The 20,226-nt window shown below is 68.8% G+C and carries 21 protein-coding genes; 16 read left to right on the top strand and 5 right to left on the bottom strand.

Annotated features, from left to right (window positions below; all coding sequences use genetic code 11):
* Window positions 1-26: 26 nt before the first annotated feature.
* Complete coding sequence (gene hemH / locus AC07PA_RS29245) at window positions 27-1,136, bottom strand: ferrochelatase (protein ID WP_494609707.1); 1,110 nt, start codon at window positions 1,134-1,136, stop codon at window positions 27-29.
* 104 nt (window positions 1,137-1,240) lie between these two features.
* On the opposite strand from hemH, the gene AC07PA_RS29250 reads away from it, so the two are divergent.
* The 13 genes from AC07PA_RS29250 to AC07PA_RS29310 all read left to right on the top strand — a co-directional run bounded on the left by AC07PA_RS29250 (window position 1,241) and on the right by AC07PA_RS29310 (window position 12,900).
* Window positions 1,241-1,912: an amino acid ABC transporter permease gene (locus AC07PA_RS29250; RefSeq protein WP_007859634.1), complete on the top strand. Its 672-nt coding sequence runs from the start codon at window positions 1,241-1,243 to the stop codon at window positions 1,910-1,912.
* Window positions 1,913-1,921: 9 nt separating this feature from the next.
* Entirely contained in the window at window positions 1,922-2,575 is a 654-nt protein-coding gene (locus AC07PA_RS29255) for an amino acid ABC transporter permease (protein WP_007859633.1), read from the top strand.
* A 56-nt stretch (window positions 2,576-2,631) separates the two neighbouring features.
* Entirely contained in the window at window positions 2,632-3,438 is an 807-nt protein-coding gene (locus AC07PA_RS29260) for a transporter substrate-binding domain-containing protein (protein ID WP_494609708.1), read from the top strand.
* 25 nt (window positions 3,439-3,463) lie between these two features.
* Window positions 3,464-4,243 (top strand): amino acid ABC transporter ATP-binding protein, encoded by a 780-nt coding sequence (locus AC07PA_RS29265; protein ID WP_494609709.1) that lies wholly within the window; start codon window positions 3,464-3,466, stop codon window positions 4,241-4,243.
* 54 nt (window positions 4,244-4,297) lie between these two features.
* A complete protein-coding gene (locus tag AC07PA_RS29270; protein ID WP_494609710.1) occupies window positions 4,298-5,041 on the top strand; it encodes a sugar phosphate isomerase/epimerase family protein in 744 nt (247 codons plus the stop codon).
* Entirely contained in the window at window positions 5,038-5,997 is a 960-nt protein-coding gene (locus AC07PA_RS29275; protein WP_494609711.1) for a sugar kinase, read from the top strand. The genes AC07PA_RS29270 and AC07PA_RS29275 overlap by 4 nt, the downstream gene beginning before the upstream one ends.
* A complete protein-coding gene (locus AC07PA_RS29280; RefSeq protein WP_494609712.1) occupies window positions 5,994-6,983 on the top strand; it encodes a 2-hydroxyacid dehydrogenase in 990 nt (329 codons plus the stop codon). The genes AC07PA_RS29275 and AC07PA_RS29280 overlap by 4 nt, the downstream gene beginning before the upstream one ends.
* The gene (locus tag AC07PA_RS29285; protein ID WP_494609713.1) at window positions 6,980-8,086 is read left to right on the top strand and encodes a LacI family DNA-binding transcriptional regulator; all 1,107 of its coding nucleotides are present in this window, start codon (window positions 6,980-6,982) and stop codon (window positions 8,084-8,086) included. The genes AC07PA_RS29280 and AC07PA_RS29285 overlap by 4 nt, the downstream gene beginning before the upstream one ends.
* A 94-nt stretch (window positions 8,087-8,180) precedes the next feature.
* Window positions 8,181-8,933 carry an HAD-IA family hydrolase gene (locus AC07PA_RS29290; RefSeq protein WP_007859624.1) on the top strand — a complete coding sequence of 251 codons (753 nt, stop codon included), beginning with the start codon at window positions 8,181-8,183 and terminating at the stop codon, window positions 8,931-8,933.
* A gap of 75 nt (window positions 8,934-9,008) precedes the next feature.
* A complete protein-coding gene (locus AC07PA_RS29295) occupies window positions 9,009-9,851 on the top strand; it encodes a DUF2189 domain-containing protein (RefSeq protein ID WP_494609714.1) in 843 nt (280 codons plus the stop codon).
* A complete protein-coding gene (locus tag AC07PA_RS29300; RefSeq protein ID WP_494609715.1) occupies window positions 9,848-10,060 on the top strand; it encodes a DUF2788 domain-containing protein in 213 nt (70 codons plus the stop codon). Before AC07PA_RS29295 ends, AC07PA_RS29300 begins: the two co-directional genes overlap by 4 nt.
* A 60-nt stretch (window positions 10,061-10,120) precedes the next feature.
* Complete coding sequence (locus AC07PA_RS29305; protein ID WP_494609716.1) at window positions 10,121-11,632, top strand: M14 family metallopeptidase; 1,512 nt, start codon at window positions 10,121-10,123, stop codon at window positions 11,630-11,632.
* A gap of 71 nt (window positions 11,633-11,703) precedes the next feature.
* Entirely contained in the window at window positions 11,704-12,900 is a 1,197-nt protein-coding gene (locus AC07PA_RS29310; protein WP_494609717.1) for a P-loop NTPase family protein, read from the top strand.
* Here the strand turns inward: AC07PA_RS29310 and AC07PA_RS29315 are convergent.
* Complete coding sequence (locus AC07PA_RS29315) at window positions 12,890-13,606, bottom strand: DUF899 family protein (RefSeq protein WP_494609718.1); 717 nt, start codon at window positions 13,604-13,606, stop codon at window positions 12,890-12,892. The genes AC07PA_RS29310 and AC07PA_RS29315 overlap by 11 nt on opposite strands.
* A gap of 118 nt (window positions 13,607-13,724) precedes the next feature.
* Window positions 13,725-14,258: a hypothetical protein gene (locus tag AC07PA_RS29320; RefSeq protein WP_494609719.1), complete on the bottom strand. Its 534-nt coding sequence runs from the start codon at window positions 14,256-14,258 to the stop codon at window positions 13,725-13,727.
* A 304-nt stretch (window positions 14,259-14,562) separates the two neighbouring features.
* Between AC07PA_RS29320 and AC07PA_RS29325 the strand changes: the two genes are divergently transcribed.
* From AC07PA_RS29325 to AC07PA_RS29335, 3 genes are all read left to right on the top strand, one after another.
* Window positions 14,563-14,880 carry a hypothetical protein gene (locus tag AC07PA_RS29325; RefSeq protein WP_494609720.1) on the top strand — a complete coding sequence of 106 codons (318 nt, stop codon included), beginning with the start codon at window positions 14,563-14,565 and terminating at the stop codon, window positions 14,878-14,880.
* A gap of 341 nt (window positions 14,881-15,221) precedes the next feature.
* Entirely contained in the window at window positions 15,222-16,526 is a 1,305-nt protein-coding gene (locus tag AC07PA_RS29330) for a S1 family peptidase (RefSeq protein WP_494609721.1), read from the top strand.
* Entirely contained in the window at window positions 16,523-17,503 is a 981-nt protein-coding gene (locus AC07PA_RS29335; RefSeq protein ID WP_494609722.1) for an FHA domain-containing protein, read from the top strand. The genes AC07PA_RS29330 and AC07PA_RS29335 overlap by 4 nt, the downstream gene beginning before the upstream one ends.
* A 91-nt stretch (window positions 17,504-17,594) precedes the next feature.
* Here the strand turns inward: AC07PA_RS29335 and AC07PA_RS29340 are convergent, their stop codons facing one another.
* On the bottom strand, window positions 17,595-18,629 hold the full coding sequence (locus tag AC07PA_RS29340) for a Bug family tripartite tricarboxylate transporter substrate binding protein (protein WP_494609723.1): 1,035 nt from the start codon (window positions 18,627-18,629) through the stop codon (window positions 17,595-17,597).
* Window positions 18,630-18,637: 8 nt separating this feature from the next.
* On the bottom strand, window positions 18,638-20,083 hold the full coding sequence (locus AC07PA_RS29345; RefSeq protein WP_494609724.1) for a sensor histidine kinase: 1,446 nt from the start codon (window positions 20,081-20,083) through the stop codon (window positions 18,638-18,640).
* Window positions 20,084-20,226: the final 143 nt, after the last annotated feature.

Consider the following 20,226-nt stretch of genomic DNA (forward strand, 5'->3'; position numbering starts at 1 on the left):
GGAAGGAAAGGCGGGGCAGGGGCGCGTCAGCGGACCGGCGGCATCGGGCCCTTGGGTGCACCGCCAGCCAGTGCGCGCTCGCGTGCATCGGCCTGGGCGGCGGCGCCATCGGGTTCGGTGGGCCAGCCGGCCAGGTGCTGCTGGGCGATGCGGCTCAGCGCGGTGATCCAGTGGCTGCTGTCGTTCAGGCAGGGGATGTAGTGGAACTCCTGGCCGCCAGCGTGCAGGAAGGCCTCGCGCACCTCCATGTTGATCTCTTCGAGCGTCTCCAGGCAGTCGCTGGTGAAGCCCGGGCAGACCACGTCCACCCGGCGCGTGCCGGCCTTGCCCAGGGCTTCGACCGTGGGCTGGGTGTAGGGCTCGAGCCACTTGGCCTTGCCAAAGCGCGACTGGAAGGTGAGCACATAGCGGTCGTCGCGCAGGCCCAGGCGCTGGGCCAGCAGGCGGCCGGTCTTCAGGCTTTCGCAGTGGTAGGGATCGCCCAGCGTGCGCGTGCGTTCGGGCACGCCGTGGAAGCTCATCACCAGCTTGTCGGGCTGGCCGTTGGCCTTCCAGTGCGCCTCGATGCTGCGCGCCAAGGCGTCGATGTAGCCGGGGTGGTCGTGGTAGCGGTTCACGAAGCGCAGTTCGGGCACATGGCGCGTGCGTGCGGCCCAGGCGTACACCGCATCGAACACGCTGGCGGTGGTGGTGCCCGAGTACTGCGGGTACAGCGGCAGGATGAGGATGCGCGTGGCGCCTTCGGCCTTGAGCGCGTCGAGCTGGCTGGCGATGGACGGGTTGCCATAGCGCATGGCGTGGCGCACCGCCACCGGGTGGCCGGCTTCACCGAGCCAGCCGCGCAAGAGCGTGGCCTGCTTGGCCGTCCACAGCGCCAGGGGCGAGCCGTCCTGGGTCCAGATGCTGGCGTACTTGGCGGCGGACTTGGCCGGCCGCGTGCGCAGGATGATGCCGTGCAGGATGGGCAGCCACACGGGCTTGGGGATCTCCACCACGCGGTGGTCCGACAGGAACTGCCCCAGGTAACGGCGCACCGCCGGGGCCGTGGCCTCGTCGGGCGTGCCCAGGTTGCACAGCAGGATGGCGGTGCGTTCGGGCTGGCCGTGGGTGAAAGGGGGTTCGGTTTGAAAACGCATGCGGCATTGTGGCCCAGTCACCTGGCGCCTACCCGCAGAAGGTTTTGGCGCCTCCCCGGGAAATCCCTCGTGCATGTCTGAAACCGGTTTCATAGACTTGCGCCGTGAATTACCAATTCCAGTTCGAATCCGTTTTTGCCGCGTGGCCCCTGCTGCTCAAGGGCACCTGGATCACCGTGCAGCTCTCGCTCACCGCCACGGTGCTGGGGCTGGTGGTGGCCATTGCCTGCGCCTGGGGCAAGACCTCGGGGCCGGCCTGGCTGCGCTTTCTCATCAATGCCTACATCGAGCTGATCCGCAACACGCCGTTCATCGTGCAGCTGTTCTTCTTTTTCTTTGCGCTGCCGGCCATCGGCCTGCGCTGGTCGCCCTACACGGCGGCGCTGACGGCGATGGTGGTGAACCTGGGCGCCTATGCGGCGGAGATCGTGCGCGCAGGCATCGAATCCATTCCCAAGGGGCAGATCGAGGCGGGCAAGGCGCTGAACCTCAAGCCCTGGGAGATTTTCCGGTTCGTGGTGCTCAAGCCTGCGCTCAAGGCGATCTACCCGGCGCTCACCAGCCAGTTCATCTTGCTGATGCTCAGCTCGGCCGTGGTGTCGGTGATCTCGGCCGACGACCTGACTTCGGTGGCGGCCAACCTGCAGTCGCAGACCTTTCGCAGCTTCGAGATCTACATCGTCGTGGCCGCCATCTACCTGGCGCTGGCCGTGTCGTTCTCGGGGCTGTTCAAGCTGATCTACCAGCGCACGCTCAACTACCCCGACCGTCGCTGAGGACCGTTCATGCGCACCTTTGGAGTTTCCGAGTTCTGGTTCATCGTGCAGGCCGCCCAGTGGACGCTGGCGCTGTCGGCCATGGCTTTCGTGGGCGGCTCGCTGCTGGGGCTGCTGGTGGCGCTGGCACGCACCTCCGAGAGCGCTGCCGCGCGCTGGGCCGCCACCTTGTTCATCCAGGTGTTCCAGGGCACGCCGCTGCTGCTGCAGCTGTTCCTGATCTTCTTCGGCGCGCCGGTGCTGGGCCTCGATATCAACCCCTGGCTGGCCGCGGGGATGGCGCTGGTGCTCAACAGCGCGGCCTTTTTGGGCGAGATCTGGCGCGGCTGCATCGAGGCCATCCCGCGCGGGCAGTGGGAGGCGGCGCAGGCCCTGAACCTGAACTATGTGTCCCGCATGCGTTTCGTGGTGCTGCCCCAGGCTTTCAAGATCGCGCTGCCGCCCACGGTGGGCTATGTGGTGCAGATCATCAAGGGCACCTCGCTGGCCGCCATCATCGGCTTCACCGAGATCACGCGGGCGGGCCAGATCATCAACAACGCCACCTTCCAGCCGCTGCAGGTGTTCACCACCGTGGCAGCGCTGTATTTCGTCATCTGCTGGCCGCTGTCGCTGCTGGCCGCGCGCATGGAGCGCAAGCGCGCCCGGGCGCTGGCGCGGTGATGTCCCCCTTTGCCATTTTCGAGCGCGCATTCCATACAACCCACAGGAGACATGCCATGACTTTTTCGCTGTACCGCCGCACCACCACCGCCGCCCTGGCGGCCCTGGGCCTGGGCGCCATGCTCACGGCCTTCGCGCCGCTGGCGTCCGCGCAAAGCGTGGCCGACATCAAGAAGAAGGGCGAGATCACCATCGGCATGCTGGTGGACTTTCCGCCCTATGGCACGACCAACGCGCAGAACCAGCCCGATGGCTACGACGCCGACGTGGCCAGGCTGCTGGCCAAGGACCTGGGCGTCAAGGTCAACCTCGTGCCCGTCACAGGCCCCAACCGCATTCCCTTCCTGCTGACCAACAAGGTCGACGTGCTGGTGGCTTCGCTGGCCATCACGCCCGAGCGCGCCAAGCAGGTGCAGTTCTCGCAGCCCTATGCGGCGGCCACCATCGTTCTGTACGGCAAGACCGGCAGCGCCATCAAGAGTGCGGCCGACCTCAAGGGCGTGCGCGTGGGCGTGGCCCGCGCCAGCACCCAGGACGTGGCCGTCACCAAGGCCGCACCCGAAGGCACGGAGATCCGCCGCTTTGACGACGATGCCTCGGCCATGCAGGCGCTGATCTCGGGCCAGGTCGATGCCATCGGCTGCTCGGTCACCGTGGCGGCCCAGATCGCCAAGCGCGTGCCGGCCAACACCTTCGAGAACAAGTTCAACCTGCTGCAGCAGGCCATGGGCATCGCCATGCGGCCCGGCCAGGAAGAGCTGCACAAGTCCATGGACGATTTCGTGGCGCGCAACACGGCCAATGGCGAACTCAACAAGCTGTACCGCAAGTGGCTCGAAACCGATCTGCCCAAGCTGCAATAAATACAAGGAACGGGAGATTCCTGCCATGACGGACGCAGTCACGACCGCCCCCGGCACGCCGCCGATCATCCGCATGGAGGGGGTCAACAAGTGGTTCGACAGCTTTCAGGTGCTGACCGACATCGACCTGTCGGTGCGCGCCGGTGAGCGCATCGTGATCTGCGGCCCCTCGGGCTCGGGCAAGTCCACCCTGATCCGCTGCATCAACCGGCTGGAGGCCGTGCAGAAGGGCCGCATCGAGGTGGATGGCATCGACCTCACGGCTGGTGGCAAGAACGTGGATGCCGTGCGCGCCGAGGTGGGCATGGTGTTCCAGCAGTTCAACCTGTTCCCGCACCTGACCATTCTGGAGAACTGCACCCTGGCGCCGATGCGCTCGCGCGGCATGGGCCGGTCCGAGGCCGAGGAGGTGGCGATGAAATACCTCACGCGCGTGCGCATCCCCGAGCAGGCGCACAAGCACCCGAGCCAGCTGTCGGGCGGGCAGCAGCAGCGTGTGGCGATTGCGCGCGCGCTGTGCATGGCCCCCAAGGTGATGCTGTTCGACGAGCCCACCTCGGCCCTGGACCCCGAAATGGTCAAGGAGGTGCTGGACACCATGATCGGCCTGGCCGAGGACGGCATGACCATGCTGTGCGTGACCCACGAAATGGGCTTTGCCCGCAGCGTGGCGGACCGCGTGATCTTCATGGCCGACGGCAAGATCCTCGAGCAGGCGCCGCCGGCCGAGTTCTTCGGCAACCCCCGGCACGAGAAGACCCGCCAGTTCCTGGGCCAGATCCTTAGCTCCCACCAGGCGCACTGAGCTGCGGTGGTGATCCGCGCCGCGGCGCGCGGGCATGAACGAGAAATGCAGTCGATGAAGCTCCTTATTTCTTTGTCTTCCTTCGGCGCGGCCGAAGTGGGGCGCCATGGCCAGCTGTGGTGCACCGACCTTGCCCGCGAGGCCGGTGCCGATGGTGTCGAGGTGCGCGGTGAGATGCTGCGCGACCCGGTGAACGAACTGGCCGCGCTGGCGGGCCGGGCGGCAGTGTTCTCCAGCCCCGAGGGGCTGTGGACGGTAGACGGCGCGCTGGACGAAGCTGCCCTGGCGCGTGGCATGTCGGCGGCCCGCGTGCTCGGTGCGCCGCGGCTGAAGATGGCCATCGGCGGCTTCGGTACAGCATCGCATGGCTCGCTGGCGCGGCTCAAGGAACTGCTGGTGGGCGGACCGGTGGAGCTGGTGATCGAGAACGACCAGACCGCCACGGCCGGCACGCTGTCGGCCATGACCGCCTTTTTCGATGCGCAGGAGCGCGCCGGACTGGACCTGGGCATGACCTTCGACATGGGCAACTGGCACTGGCAGGGCGAATGCCCGCTGCAGGCCGCGCAGGCCCTGGCGCACCGCGTGCGCTATGTGCACTGCAAGGGCGTGCAACGCCTGCCCGGCAAATGGGTGGCGGTGCCGCTGGCCGATTCGGTGGCGCCCTGGCGCGCCATTTTGCGGGTGCTGCCGGCGGACGTGCCGCACGCCATCGAGTACCCGCTGATCGGGGATGACCTGGCGGCGGTGACACGCGCGCAATTGGCCGTGATCCGCGATGCACGGAGGCATGCATGAGCGCAGCCAAGGAAACCGCCTTCGACGTGGCGTTGTTCGGCGAGGCCATGCTGCTGCTGGTGGCCAACGAGCCCGGGCCGCTGGAGCATGCCACGGGCTTTCACAAGCGCACGGCCGGGGCCGAGACCAATGTGGCCATCGGCCTGGCGCGGCTGGGCCTGAAAGTGGGCTGGGCCAGCCGCCTGGGCACCGATTCCATGGGCCGATCGCTGCTGGCCACCATGCAGGCCGAGGGCATCGACTGCTCTCACGTGACCTCGGATGCCACGCAGCGCACGGGCTTCCAGTTCAAGGAGCGCGTGACCGATGGGCGTGACCCCCAGGTCGAATACCACCGCAAGGGATCGGCCGCGAGCCAGATGGGCCCGGCCGATGTGGACGAGCCCTGGCTGCGCAGCGCGCGCCACCTGCATGCCACGGGCGTGTTCGCCGCGATCTCGGAGACCAGCCTGCAGGCGGCGCTGCGCTCGCTGGAGGTGATGCGCGCCGCGGGCCGCACGATCTCGTTCGACCCGAACCTGCGGCCCACGCTGTGGTCCTCGCCCGAAGTGATGCGGCACTGGATCAACGAGCTTTCGCGCTTTGCCGACTGGGTGCTGCCGGGCATGGAGGAGGGCGTGTTCCTCACAGGCGAGACCACCCCTGAGGGCGTGGCCAGGTTCTACCGGGAGCGGGGCGCCAAGCTGGTGGTCGTCAAGCTCGGTGCGCAGGGTGCGTACTTCGACAGCGACGTGGCGGGCACCGGCCATGTGGCCGGTTTCCCTGTGGCCGAGGTGGTGGACACCGTGGGCGCGGGCGATGGCTTTGCCGTGGGCGTGGTCAGCGCCCTGCTGGCTGGCCACAGCGTGCCCGACGCGGTGCGCCGCGGCGCCTGGATCGGTGCCCGCGCCGTGCAGGTGCTGGGCGACACCGAGGGGCTGCCTACACGCGCAGAGCTGGAGCAGGCCGGCCTATGACGACCCGCAAGCAGGTGCTGGTGTTCCGCGACCTGCCGCCGGACCAGCTGGCCCGCCTGCAGGCCGTGCACGAGGTGACCGTGGCCGACCCGCGCCAGCCGGCGCAGCGCGCGGCCTTCGATGCCGCGCTGGCCGGGGCCCATGGCCTGATCGGCGCGAGCTTTCCCATCGGCGCCGAGCTGCTGGCGCGTGCGCCGCAGCTGCAGGCCATCTCCAGCATTTCGGTGGGGGTGGACAACTACGACCTGCAGGCCCTGCAGGCGCGCGGCATCGTGCTGTGCCATACGCCGGGCGTGCTCGATGAGACCGTGGCAGACACGGTTTTCGCGCTGATCCTGGCCACCTGCCGACGGGTGGTGGAGCTGTCGCAGATGGTGCGCGAGGGCCGCTGGAATGGCAACATCGGCGAAGACCTGTTCGGCCACGACGTGCATGGCAAGACGTTGGGACTGCTGGGCTTTGGCCGCATCGGTCAGGCCGTGGCGCGCCGTGCGGCACTGGGCTTTGGCATGCCTGTGCTGTACCACGCGCGCCGCCCTGTGGACCTGGCGGCGCAGGCGCCCATGTTGCTGGGCCGGGCCGAGCATGTGCCGCTTGACGACCTGCTGGCGCGCGCGGACATCGTGGTGGCGCTGCTGCCGCTGTCGGACAGCACGCGCGGCCTGGTGGATGCGCGGGCCTTCGCGGCCATGAAGCCGGGCGCCATCTTCATCAACGGCGGGCGCGGCGCCACGGTGGTCGAGGACGACCTGTTGGCTGCACTGGACCATGGCACGCTGCATGCCGCAGGGCTCGATGTGTTCGCCACCGAGCCGCTGCCGCTGGCCTCGCCCCTGCGCACCCACCCGCGTGTGACGCCGCTGCCGCACATCGGCTCGGCCACGCATGGCACGCGCCATGCCATGGCCCGGTTGGCGGTGACCAACCTGCTGCAGGCGCTGGCCGGCGAAAAGCCCGCCGCGGTGTACGGGACAATCGGCGCATGAGCAGTCGCAAGCCGCGCGCACCCACCGCCAAGGCGCCTACCGCCGCCCCTGTCGATGCGGCTAGCCGAGACCGGCCCACGATTGCCGACGTGGCAGCCGCGGCCGGCGTGTCCAAGGCAACCGTCTCGCGTTTCTTCAACCACCGCGAGCGCCTGCTCAGCCCCGACATCGCGGCCCGGGTCGAGGCTGCCATCGCCCAGCTCGGCTATGTGCCCAGCCCCATGGCCCAGGCACTCAGCCATGGGCGCTCGCGCCTGATCGGCCTGGTGGTGGCCGACATCACCAACCCCTTCTCGGTGGCCGTGCTGCGCGGGGCCGAAGAGGCCTGCCAGGAGGCTGGCTACCTGGTGATGCTGTTCAACCTGGGCAATGACCGCCAGCGCGAGCGCAGCGCCATCGACGCCCTGGCAAGCTACCAGGTGGATGGTTTCATCCTCAACACCCAGGGGCAGGACGAGGGGCAGGCCGAACTCAGCTCCCTGCACGGCCGGCCGGCGGTGCTGGTGGACCGCCGGCATGCGGGCCTGGAGGCCGACTTCGTGTCATTGGACAACCAGGATGCCATGCGCGGCGCCTGCACGCATTTGATCGACGGTGGCTGGAGCGACCTGCTCTACATCACCCAGCCGCTGGCCGGCGTGAGTTCGCGCCTGGAGCGGGCGGCCGCGTTCTCGCAGTGCGTGGCGTCGCACGGGCCGGGCGTGCGGGGCTCGGTGGTGGAACTGGCCGATGCGTCGGACGAGGTGCTCGATGCCGCGCTGCGCGCTTTAGGCCCGCGGCGGGGCAAAGGCGCGCGCGGTGCAGTGGTGTCGGGCAATTCCGTGGTCACGCTGCGGGTGGCGGCAGCGATGGTGCGGCTGGGCTGGAGCTTTGGGGCCGACATCGGCTTTGTCGGCTTCGACGACCCCGAATGGGCGCCCCTGATCGGCCCGGGCCTGACCACGGTGGCGCAGCCCACGGGTGCCATTGGCCGCTGTGCCGCGCAGTGCCTCATCGAGCGCATGCAGGGCCTGCAGGCGCCCGCGCGGGAGCGGCTGCTGCCCGGCAGGCTGGTGGTGCGGGGCTCGTCCGTGGCGGTGGCCACCGCCCAGAAACCCGCCTGACGCTGCGGCCGGGCCGCTGCGGTATCCTTGCTTGCAGTCGGCCGACTGGCTGCAGGCCGCGCTTCTCGGCTACCAACTTCCTGTGTGCCTTGCCATGTCCGCTTCTGCCCTTTCCCTGGATACCTCGCGCATCCGCGCCATCACCATCGACCTGGACGACACGCTGTGGCCCATCTGGCCCACCATCGCCCGGGCCGAGGCCGTGCTGCTGCAGTGGCTGACCGACCACGCGCCCGCCACGGCCACGCTGTTCTCGAGCACCGAATCGCTGCGTGCCATCCGCAACCAGATGGTGAGCCTGCGGCCCGACCTGCTGCACGACCTGAGCGCGCTGCGCCGCGAATCCATTCGCCTGGCACTCACGCAGGCCGGTGATGAGCCCACGCTGGCCGAGCCCGCGTTCGAGCTGTTCTTTGCCGAGCGCCAGCGCGTGGAGCTGTTCGCCGATGCGCACGACACGCTGGCCTTTCTGGCTGCGCGCTACCCGGTGGTGGCCCTGTCCAACGGCAATGCCGACGTGCACCGCATCGGCATCGGCCACTACTTCAAGGCCAGCATCAGCGCCACCGCCTTCGGCATCGCCAAGCCCGATGCGCGCATCTTCCATGCCGCCGCCAGCGCCGCGCAGGTGCTGCCGCACGAGGTGCTGCATGTGGGCGACGATGCCGCGCTGGACGTGCAGGGGGCGCTGGCCGCCGGCATGCAGGCCATCTGGCTCAACACGCCGAACCACCCCTGGGCCCATGACAAGCACGGCGCGCCGCCGCATGCCACGGTGGCCAGCCTTGCGGCCATCAGCGAGCTGCTCAAGGCCATCCCCGTAGCCCTGGCCCAGCCGCCCCGCTGAGCGCCGGCGCCACTGCGGCGTTTTCTTGTCGCAGATCAAGGCGCGCCTTGCGGCTGCGCGCGAGACTTGGGCACCATGCGCCCAACGCCCCGCCCCTTTCTGCCGCCCGTGCGCAACGTCGGTCTTCTGCAGCCGCTGGCCTGGCTGGCGCTGGCCTGGCGCGACATGGTGCGCACCGGCTGGCTCAGCTTTGCGCACGGCCTGGCGGTAGCGCTGTTCGGTGGCGCGCTGCTGGCTGTTGCACACCACCGCTTCTGGCTGCTGGCCGGGGCGCTGTCGGGCTTTCTGGTGGTGGCGCCGGTGCTGGCCACCAGCCTGTATGCGCTGAGCCGGGCGCTGGAACGCGGCGAGCCCGCCAACCTGGCCCTGGTGCGCCGCACCTGGCTCGACTGGCAGCACAGCCACCCGGGCAAGTGGGGCGACCATGGCTACTGGTGCCTGGTGCAGTTCGGCCTGCTGCTGGCGCTGGCGGCCACGGGCTGGGTCATCACCTCGGCGGCGCTCATCACGCTGCTGGCGCCGGTGCCCGTGCGTACCCCGCTCGACTTCATGCACCACGTGGTGCTGGCGCCCGACAGCGGCCTGTTCGCGCTGTGGCTGGCGCTGGGCAGCCTGCTTGCGGCGCCCATCTTCGCCTCCAGCGTGGTGGCCATCCCCTTGTTGCTGGACCGGCGTGCCACGCTGCGCCAGGCGGTGCTGACCAGTTGGCAGGCGGTGCTGGCCAACCCCTTGCCCATGGCCCTGTGGGCGGCGCTGATCCTGGGCTTCACCTTGCTGGGCCTGGCGTCGCTGCTGTTCGGGCTGATCGCCGTGATGCCCATGCTGGGCCATGCGAGCTGGCATGCCTACCGTGATCTGGTCGACGTCTCTGGCTTACCGGAGCGCGGTGGCGCGGGCAGAGTGGGGCGGCAGCCATGATCTTCGGCTTTACCGAGGCGCAGATCTCGGGCTTCTTCCTGACCTACGGGGTGGGCGCCTTCATCGCCTACATGCTGTTCATCATCGGCCAGCTGGCCTGGGAGTCCAAGGCCGGGCGCTTCGGCACCGTCGTGCTGTTCCTGGGGCTGGGCGTGGGGTTCATCGGCTTTCTGGCCAAGGTGGTCATCCAGTGGTGGCTGGAGCGATGAGACCGTTTGCGACAAAGTGGTGATGGTGCGGTGGGCCGAACAGGTTCTAAGATCCGCTCCATGTCCTTACCCACGACCACCCCACTGCTCACGCGTGCCGAAACCAGCGGCTACACCGAGACCTCCACCCACGCCGACGTGATGGCCTATGTCCAGGGCCTGGCGGCCTTGGGCGACAAGCGCCTGCACATCACCGACTTCGGCACCTCGCCCGAGGGGCGGCAGCTGCCGCTGCTGGTGCTGTCCGCCCAGGGCCACCACACGCCCGAGGCCGCACAGGCCAGCGGTCTGCCCGTGGTGCTGATGCTGTGCGGCATCCACGCCGGCGAGGTGGAAGGCAAGGAGGGCGTGCTGATGCTGGTGCGCAACCTGCTGCGCGGCGACCATGGCGACGAACTGCTCGCGCGCACCGTGCTGGTGGTGGTGCCGCTCTTCAACCCCGACGGCAACGACCGCATGAGCGCCGACAACCGCCCGCTGGACATCGCCCACCTGCGCGGGCAGGACGGCCCGGCCCTGGTGGGCACGCGCACCAACGCCGCGGGCGTGAACCTCAACCGCGACTACATGCGCCAGCAGGCGAGCGAGATGCGCCTCTTGCAGCAGCGCGTGTGCCAGCCCTGGAACCCGCACCTCACGCTGGACTGCCATGCCACCAACGGCTCCATCCACCGCTTTGCGCTGACCTACGACATCCCCCACACCGAGCACACGGGCCGCGCCGAGCCCGTGGCCTACATGCGCGAGCGCATGATGCCCGCCGTGCAGGCCGCGGTGAAGCGCACCGAGGGCCTGGACACCTTCTGGTACGGCAACTTCGTGCGCGACGAGGGCGGCCAGGGCCAGGGCTGGATCACCTACACCCACCACCCGCGCTTTGGCTGCAACTACCGGGGCCTGACCAACCGGCTCGACGTGCTGCTGGAGGCGTACTCGTACATCAGCTACCAGGAGCGCGTGGAGGTGACCTACGCCGTGCTGCGTGAGGCCCTGGTCTATGCCGCGGCCAACGGCCAGGAGATCGTCGACCTGCTCGCCGTCTGCGCCGAACCGCCGCAGCAAATCGCCATCCGCTACGCGCTGGAGGCGATCCCCGGCACCACGGTGGAAGTGCTCACGCGCGAGCCCTACACCCTGACCGGCGACCCCGTCAGCGTGCAGGTGCCGCACTACGCCCATTTCGTGCCCACGGCCACTGTGCCGCGCCCCTGGGCCTACGCCATGCCCCAGGCCGTGGCCGACTGGCTGCAGGGCCACGGCCTGCAGGCCGCGCCCGTGGCGGCCGGCACCATGCTGGAGGTGGAAGTGCCCGTGATGCAGCAGCCCGTGGCCGAGCCCGGCCCAGCCATCCTCGAAGCCCAGGCCAGCACCCATTGGACGGCCAGCCACGAGCGCGCGCAGCGTGCCCTGCCCGAAGGCTGGTGCGTGGTGACGACGAGCCAGCGCTACGGCGCGATTGCGGTGGTGGCCTGCGAGGCCGAGAGCGACGATGGCGTGGTGGCCAACGGCATCGTGCCCGAGCCGGTGGCAGGGGTGGAGTTGCCGGTGTGGCGGGTGGTGGTGGCGGTGTAAGCCTGCTGGATTTCGTTTTAGGGTGATTTAGTCATTTGTGCTAATTATTAGATGTGACTAAAATAAGCCAAATGGACCTTTTCCACCGCCCCGCACTGGCCGAGCAGATGGCCAAACAGCTGCTGGAGCCCGGCCTGCTCGACCAGGGGCTGCGCTCAGGGCTCTTCCTGTCGGGCCTGCGCCGCACCGGCAAGACCACCTTTCTGCGCCAGGACCTGATCCCTGCGCTGGAGGCCAAGGGCGCCATCGTGATCTATGTCGACCTGTGGGCCGACACCAAGGCCGACCCGGCCACGCTGGTGCATGCGGCCATCCGCCGTGCGCTGGCGGACCTGCAGTCGCCGGGCTCCGGCGTGCTGGGCCGCCTGGCGCGGCTCAAGGGGCTGGACGTGGGGGCGGCGGGCTTCAAGTTCGGCTTTCAACTCAATGATGTAGGCGCCAAGGGCGGGGTCACGCTGGCCCAGGCGCTCACCGAGGTGATCGAGCTGGCGCAGACCGACCTGGTGCTGATCGTCGACGAGGTCCAGCAGGCCCTGGCTGGTGACGATGGCGCGCAGATGCTGCTGGCCATCAAGGCTGCGCGCGATGCCATCAACCCGCGGCCCGACAGCCCCGGGCATTTCCTGTTCATCGGAACGGGCTCGCACCGCGCCCAGGTGGTGGGCATGACGCTGCAGGGCAAGCACGCCTTTGCGGGTGCCACCTCGGTCGAATACCCCACGCTCGATGGCGACTACGTGGCCTATGTGCTGCAGGGCATTGCCGAGGAGGGCGCCCCCGTGCTGCCCAGCCTGCCCGTGGCCACAGACGCCTTCAACCTGCTGGGCCGCCGCCCCGAAGAGCTGATCCGCGCCTTGCGCCAATTGCAGCGCGAAGACCCGGCCGAGGCCGACCGCCTGCTGCCGGTGATCGCCTCCACGCTCAAGGGCGCGGCGGCCGACGTGGAGCTGCGCAAGCTCGAAGACCTGGGCGTGCTGGCCGGCGCCATCTTCGACCGCGTGGCGCGCGTCGAGGGCGATGCCAGCGGCCTGTTCACCACCGACGCCCTGGCCGAATACACCGCCACCGTGGGCCGCGAGGTCACGGCCGACCAGGTGCAGCGCGTGTCGGAAGAACTGCGCGATGCGAATCTCATCGTGCGCAAGGGCCATGGCACCTATGCGGTGACGGACCCGTTTGTGCAGCAGGCGTGGCGGGAGCGCAGGATGCTGGCGGGGCCCGCAGCAGCGCCGGTGCCTGCCAGCTCGGAGGGGCGGCTCAGTACCTGAGTTTCGGGTACCAGTCTGCAGGCCGTCCCTCGGGCGTCAGGTCCAGCACCGACCACAGCGACGCAATGTCCGGCGCGTCGCGCGGGTCCTGGCCCGGGTCGGCCATCTCCTTGGTCATCTCGCTGGCCCAGAACAGGCGCACCTGACCCTCGCCGTCGCGCTGGAAGGCCACCAGCGCCGGGTACTCGCTGCCATCGTCCATCAGGATGCCCAGGTCCTTCGCGTAGTCGTCACCGATGGTCTGCACGAAATTGAGGTCGCGCCAGCCGCGCTCCTGCGCAAAGGCGTACTGGCGCTCCACCGGCGAGCGGCCCAGGATTTTGAGGGCCACGCGCTGTTTGATGTCGGCGGCATTGCCCTCGACCGCGCCCAGCCAGTTGGTGCACATGGGGCAGGGACGCTCGCGTTGCGGGCCGTACATCCAGAAGTAGGTGACCAGGGTGTTCTTGTCGCCGAACAGGTCGGCCAGGCCCACCTCGAAGCCCTGTTCGTCCTTGAAGCGGTAGTCCTTGGTGATCACCGGGCCCGGTGGCAATGCCTGGCGCTGCGCGACCAGGCGCGTCATGTGGCGGCGGAATTCGATCTCTTCGGCCAGCAGGGCCTGGCGGGCGGACTCGTACTCCGCCGAGGCTCCGGGGAAGGGGGTCTTGGCTTGTTGAGCCAGCTGCGCGGCTGGCTTCAATGCGGTTTCGGCATTCGTCGTCATCGTCGCTCTCCCGGGCCGCCATGGACCGATGGACTGTTGACTATGCCGCCATGCCGGGTGGTTGCGGGTAGGAGAAACGCCCGCCTGTCTGGCGATCCCCGCGCATGGTTTGGGCTGTTTATTCGCCCGCCACCGCAATCGTCTGCAGGCTCTTGCGCAACTCCTTCTCCACCGCCGGAAACTCGCTCTTGGTGGAGTTGAAGTTGAAGACCAGCATCTTGCCCCGGTGGGGCGTGACCATCATGATGTTGTAGATGTCGGTGTCGATGGCGCGCGAGGTCATCTCGAAGTAGATCCACTGCTGGCCCTGCATGTCCAGGAGTTTCTTTTCCTTCCACTCGATGCCGGGAATGATGCGGTCGAACAGGGTTTCGAACGAGGCCTTGGCCTGGGGCAGCTTGTCCTTGGGCAGGCCCTGGGGCTTGAGGTCGAAGGCGATGGTGGTCGTGCGGCGGGCATTGCCCACCACGAAGTTGGGCGCGCGGTTGGACGGGTACTTGTTGCCGATCTCTTCCGCGGTGAGCTGGGTAAAGCCCTCGGGCGCATTGAAGGACACGCCCGCATCGGGAATGGTGAACGTGGCGGCACAGGCAGCCGTGGTGGCAAGGGCCGAGGCCGCAGCCAGGCACAGGGTGGCGATCCAGGATTTCATGGTGGTCGGGCACATCACGAGCGATCCAGCCGGGGCCTGTGGGCCCTGGCCTCCCTTCCTCGTTGAGCCGGTTTTTGTGGAGACGCCAGTATCCACACGCATGGGCGCTTTGGGGCGTGGTTGCAGACTTTTACTATTTGGTAAGTGCGCAGTAGTTCACACAAATGGGGGATTGCAATAGCCCGTTCTGTCAACCAACAAACAGGCCGTCGATCAGCGGAGCCAGGTGCGACGCCCCCGAACGCAACTACGCCGACGCCGCCGGGCAGGGTGGAGGTACGCGTTTTGAGATACAAACACTCCCATGTCCCTGAGTCCGTCCCAACCTCCTACCTTCCAACCCACTTTCGTCCACGTGCCGCCTGGCCCCGTGGCGGGCCCCTTGCAGTTGTTGCCCGTCAACGCCGCCGTGGTGGCCGTGCACACGGCCACTGGCGCACATGTGGGCTCGCTCAAAAAGGTGGGAGGGACCTGGAAGTTCAAGGCCATGGGCTACGGCGCTGCCGGAGGCATGGAGCCGGGCCATGGCCCGCTGACGGACCAGCACAACATGCAGTTCGACGCACCCGATGCCGCCGAGGTGAGCGCCAGGTTGCTGGGCGCGCTGGGGAGCAGCTTGTAAGGGCGGTCAAAAAGGCGCACCTGGCGGGCGCGCTCTGCCATGCCCCAGGCTTGGCCTGCGGTGTCCATGGGTATGGACAGGGTGTCTGGCATGGCTGATTTGCGTGATGGGATGCGTGGTGTAGGTGAACTGCCCGTACCGCGTGGGTGGGTGCAGAGCGTTCATAGAATACCGCGATGCCTTTCCTTTTGACCTGGCCGCTGCGGCTCGCCGCAGCACCCCTTCTTGTGCTGGCCTGTGCGGTGGCCCACGCCCAGAATGCACACCACCCTGCGAATGCCACCGCGCCCGCTATTCGCGCCACAGGCGCGGCATCGCCTGCGGCACCGGCATCCAAAGCGATGCCGCCCGCGGCAGCGGGTGTCGAGCCGGTGGACAGCAGTGCGGCCGCATCGGCGACAGCAGCGGCGGCCGGTGCCGCTGCACCCCTGTCCCGCGATGCCCGGCGCATCTATGAGCTGTCGCGCGACAAACTGGTGCAGATCCGCACGCTGCTGCGCAATGCCGACACCCAGGCGTCGATCGGCTCAGGGTTTTTTGTCTCTGCGGACGGCCTGATCGTCACCAACTTCCATGTGGCCAGCCAGCTGGCGCTGGAGCCCGAGCGTTACCGCGGCGTGTACGTCACGATGGAGGGGCAGGAGGGCGAGGTCGAGCTGCTGGTGTTCGACGTCCAGCGCGACCTGGCGGTGCTGCGCGCCAAGGCCCGCACTGCAGCGGCGCCGGTGCTGGGCTTTCGGCCCGCCGCAGAGGCCCTGGCACAGGGCGAGCGCATCTACTCGCTGGGCAACCCGCTGGATATCGGCTTTGCCGTCACCGAGGGCACCTACAACGGGCTGGTGCGGCGCAGCTTCTATCCGCGGATTTTCTTTGGCGGCACGCTCAACCCCGGCATGAGCGGCGGCCCCTCGGTGGACGATTCGGGGCGGGTGCTGGGCGTCAACGTGGCCAAGCGGCTCGATGGCGAGCAGGTCAGCTTCCTGATCCCCGCCGAGTTTGCAGAGGTGCTGGTGCAGCGCGCGGCCAGCGCAGAGCCCATCACGCAGCCCGCGTACGCGGAGATGACCAGGCAACTGACAGGGCACCAGCAGGTGCTGACCGAGCGGTTTCTGAAAGCGCCGTTTCGTGAGCAACGCCACGGCAACTACCGGGTGCCGGTGCCCGATGACGCGCTGGCGCGGTGCTGGGGATCGGGGCGCGACCCGAACTTTCCGGGCTTGAACCTGGAACGCACGCAGTGCCAGGCGGACAGCGATGTCGTGGCCGGCGACTACAGCACCGGCACCGTGCGCCTGGCCTATGAGGCCTACAACGCCCCCACCTTGGGCGCGGCGCGGTTTGCCCGGGTGTTCTCGCAAAGCTTTGCCAACGAGCGCTTCCAGACGCGTGGCAACCGCCACCAGACAGCCGTTGAATGCAGCGAACGTTTTGTGGACTCCGGCAGCCTGCCGCTGCGGGCGGTGGTCTGCATGTCGGCCTACCGCAAGCTGCCCGGCCTGTACAACATGACGGTGCTGACAGCCTCGGTCAACCAGCCCACGCAAGGCATCCTGGGCCGCCTGGACGTGCAAGGCATCGCTTTTGACAACGGCATGAAGCTGGCCAACCACTACCTCAAGGCGTTTCGCTGGGAGGCCGCACCATGATGCCCACCCTCGGCCTCATCGAAGCCTTTGACCGCCACGGCGCACTGCTGGCACGTGCCCCCGTCACCCGCTGGCCCGTGACGGTGGGCAGGGGCCTGGACTGTGACCTGGTGCTCGATGATCCGTTCGTCGCGCCCGCGCACCTGCGCATCGACCGCCTGGAAGATGCCCAGCGCACGGTACAGGTGGAGGTCCTGCACACCCGCAATGGCGCACGCCTGCAGCGCAAGCACTACGCCCAGGGCGAGCGCTTCGACTGGCCGGGCGGCACTCCCATCGACCTGGGCCACACCCACGTCACGCTGCGCCTGGCCGATGCCCCCATCGCCGACGAACAGGCGCTGCCCCAGTTTCCATGGAGCACGGTGGCCACCACGGCAGCGCTCATGCTGCTGGTGCTGGCTGCGGCATTGGGGTCGGCGTGGCTGGAGGCCCGGGACGCGTCGCAGTATCTGAAGTCTGTTCCTGGCACAGTGCTTGGCCTGCTGGCCAGCCTGGGCGTATGGTCGGGCGTATGGGCGGTGGCCAGCAAGGTGTTCGGCGGCCAGCTTCGGTTCTGGCGCCATGTGCGCATCGCCTGCACTGCCGCCTTGGCGGTGGATGCGGTGCACCTGGTGGTGAACTTGGTGGCATTCACTTTCTCGTTGGAATCCTTTTCGCGGTTTGCCAATGTGCTGGTGGTGCTGCCGCTGGCGGGGGCGTTGTATGCCCACCTGTCAACGGTGCTGCCGCGCCGCCGCGTGGGTCTGGCCTGGACGCTGGCTGCGCTGGTGGCATTGGGATTGCCGTCGTGGCTGGGTGCGCAGTGGCTGAACAACATGCGCCTGTCGAACAGGCTGTACATGAGCAGCCTGTTCCCGCCAGGCCTGCGCGTGGCCCCCGCTGTGCCCGTGGACCAGTTCCTGAAAGACACTGAGTCACTGCGTGGCAAGCTGGATCGCCGGCTGCGTGATGACGGTCAGGCGGAGGACGAATAGGGGCGGGTAAAAAATAGCGAAGCGGTTCAGGCCAGGCTGCGTCGCAGGCAGTGCGACAAGACGCCGCCCGCCCTGTCAACGGAACTACGGATCAACGCGGCCAGGTGCGCAGCCCCAGGTCCTGGGCCATGCGCCGGTAGTCCTGCAGGCTGCGCTGCACGAAGTCTTCGAGCGCCGCGCCGGTGAGCGCAAAGGGGTACAGGCCGTAGCGGCTGCACAGGGCCGCGTAGCCCGGGGCGGCCAGGGCCTGCTCGAAGGCGCTGGTCCATGCGCGCACGGCGGCGTCGGGTGTGGTGGCGGCCATGTACAGGCCGCGCACGGTGGGCCAGGTGAGGTCGATGCCCTGCTCGCGTGCGGTGGGCAGGCCGGCGAGCTGGCCCTGCAGGCGCTGGGGTGCCAGCACGGCCAGAAAGCGCAGCGGCAGGCCCTGTGCCGCCGCCTGCATGGCTTCGGCCGCATCGCCGGTGAAGATGTCCAGGTGCCCGCCGCGCAGGGCCTTGAGCGCCTCGCCCCCACCCTCGAAGGCGACGAAGCGCATCTTCTTGTGGTCCTGCCCCGCGGCGCGCACCAGCTGCGCAGCCTTGATCCAGTCCTGGCTGCCGATGGTGCCGCCCGCGCCAAAGACCACGCGCGCCGAATCGCGCTGCAGCGCCGCCGTCACCTGCGCCAGGTTCTGCCAGCGGGCATCGCGGTGCACGGCGATCACGCCGTAGTCGGTGCCCAGCGTGGCGATGAAGCGCACGGCGCCCACCGGGTGTGGGCCGAAGCGGCCCTGGGCGATGTTGAGCAGCGAGCCGCTGGAAAACGCCACCAGCGTGCCCGGCCCGCCCAGGCGCCCCGTGGCCACCTGGTCGAAGGCCACGGCGCCGATGCCACCGGGAAGAAAGCGCGTGGGCAGCGGCGTGCGGCCCGGGCGCACGGCCTGGATCGCATCGGCCGCCAGCCCGCAGGTGAGCCCGAATCCGCCACCGGGCTTGGACGGAGCCACGCACTCGCCGGGCTCGTTGCTGGCATCGGAGGCCTGCGCGGTGGTGTGCGCGCCGGTGGCCATGCCGCCGAGCAGGGTCGCCAGCACATGGCGGCGCGAGGGCGCGTGGGCGTGCAGGGTGCTGGCAGGGAGGGGCATGGAGACCATCATGGCTTGGGCCACCAGAATATCGCGAGCAGGCCCGGGCCACTGGGCCGTGCCTCCAGCCGCAGCGCGCCGCGGTGCCGCTCGGCGATGGAGCGCGCGATGGCCAGGCCCAGGCCCGAGCCACCGGCCGCCGCCTGCGAGCCGCGCCGGTAGCGCTGGCCCAGCGCAGCACGCTCCTCGGGCGCCATGCCGGGGCCGTTGTCCTCCACGTTCACGCTCCAGCCCAGGGCATCGCCCGCGGCCGACAGGGTGATGGTGCCGTGCGCGGGCGTGTAGGCAATGGCGTTGGCGGCCAGGTTCGTCAGCGCCTCGCGCAGCAGGCCGCTGTCGGCCACGGCCATGAATTCCGGGGTGGTGGCGGCGTTGGGGGTGTGGATGCCGAAGTCGATCTGCTTGGCGCGCGCCTGCGGCAGCAGCTCCAGCGCCACGGTGCGCAGCAGCGCGGCCAGGTCAAAAGGCGCGTACTCTACGGCGGCCGTGTCGCTGCGGCCCAGGGCCAGCAGCTGCTGCGTGCTGCGCGTGGCGCGCGAGATCTCGCCGCCGATGGCGGCCAGGGCGTCCTGCACCTGGGCGGGGTCGGGCTCGCGGCGCGCGTAGTCGATCTGCATCTGCAGCGTGGTCAGGTGCGTGCGCAGCTGGTGCGAGGCATCGTCCAGGAACTGCCGCTGCTGCGCCACCAGAGCCTGGGTGCGCGCCATCTGTTCGTTCACCGCGGCCACCAGCGGGCGGATGTCGGCGGGCAGGTCGGTGTCGGCAATGGGCGTCATGTCATCGGGGCTGCGTTCCTGCACGCCGCGCGCAAGTCGTGAGAGCGGGCGCAGCGCGATGGCGAGCGTGGCGGCCGCGCCCAGCACCATGAGGGCCAGCACCAGGCCATCGCGCAGGGCTGCGCGCTGCACGAAGCGGCGCGTGAATTCCTGGCGCGACTGCGTGCTTTCGGCCACCTGCACGAGCACGCTGCCGGGCTGCCCGTCGGCCGTGGCCGGTACCGCGGTGTCGGTGGCATCGACGTTGCGCCGGTAGGCGGCCAGTCGCACCGATTCACCGAAGTACGTGGCGTCGTAGAAGCGCGGTACGCCGGGCTCCAGCGTGCCCGGGGGCAGGGGCAGGTCGGCGTTGCCCAGCTCCACCAGGCCGTCGGACGAGGCCACGCGGAAGTACACGTGGCCGCTGGCGGTGAGCTCGAAGAATTCGAGCATGGTGTATGGGAGTTCTGCCGAGAGGCCGCCTGATGCCGTGGAGATGTTGGCGTCTATGGATTTGAGGGCGCCCAGCAAGGAGCGGTCGTAGGCGGCGTTGGCGGCTTCGAGGGCGTCGTGCCTGGTCATCCACAGCTCCACGCAGGTGACCAGGGCGAGGACGGGGAGGAGGAGGAGGGCCAGGAGGCGCCAGAGGCTGGTGCGGCGCAAGGTCTTCCACGGGCTGTTGCGGAGGTGCGAGGCCATTCAGTCGTGCCTCGAATGGTGTTGAGGCACTGTGCTGTGGTGGCTTCTGTTCTTGTTTTTGGGGCAGGAGCCGGGATGTGCGCCCGGCGGCGCAGTAACTTTCTCTTGCGTCGCCAAGAGAAAGTCACCAAAGAGAAGGCGAC

Source organism: Acidovorax sp. GW821-FHT09B03 (assembly GCF_059418305.1).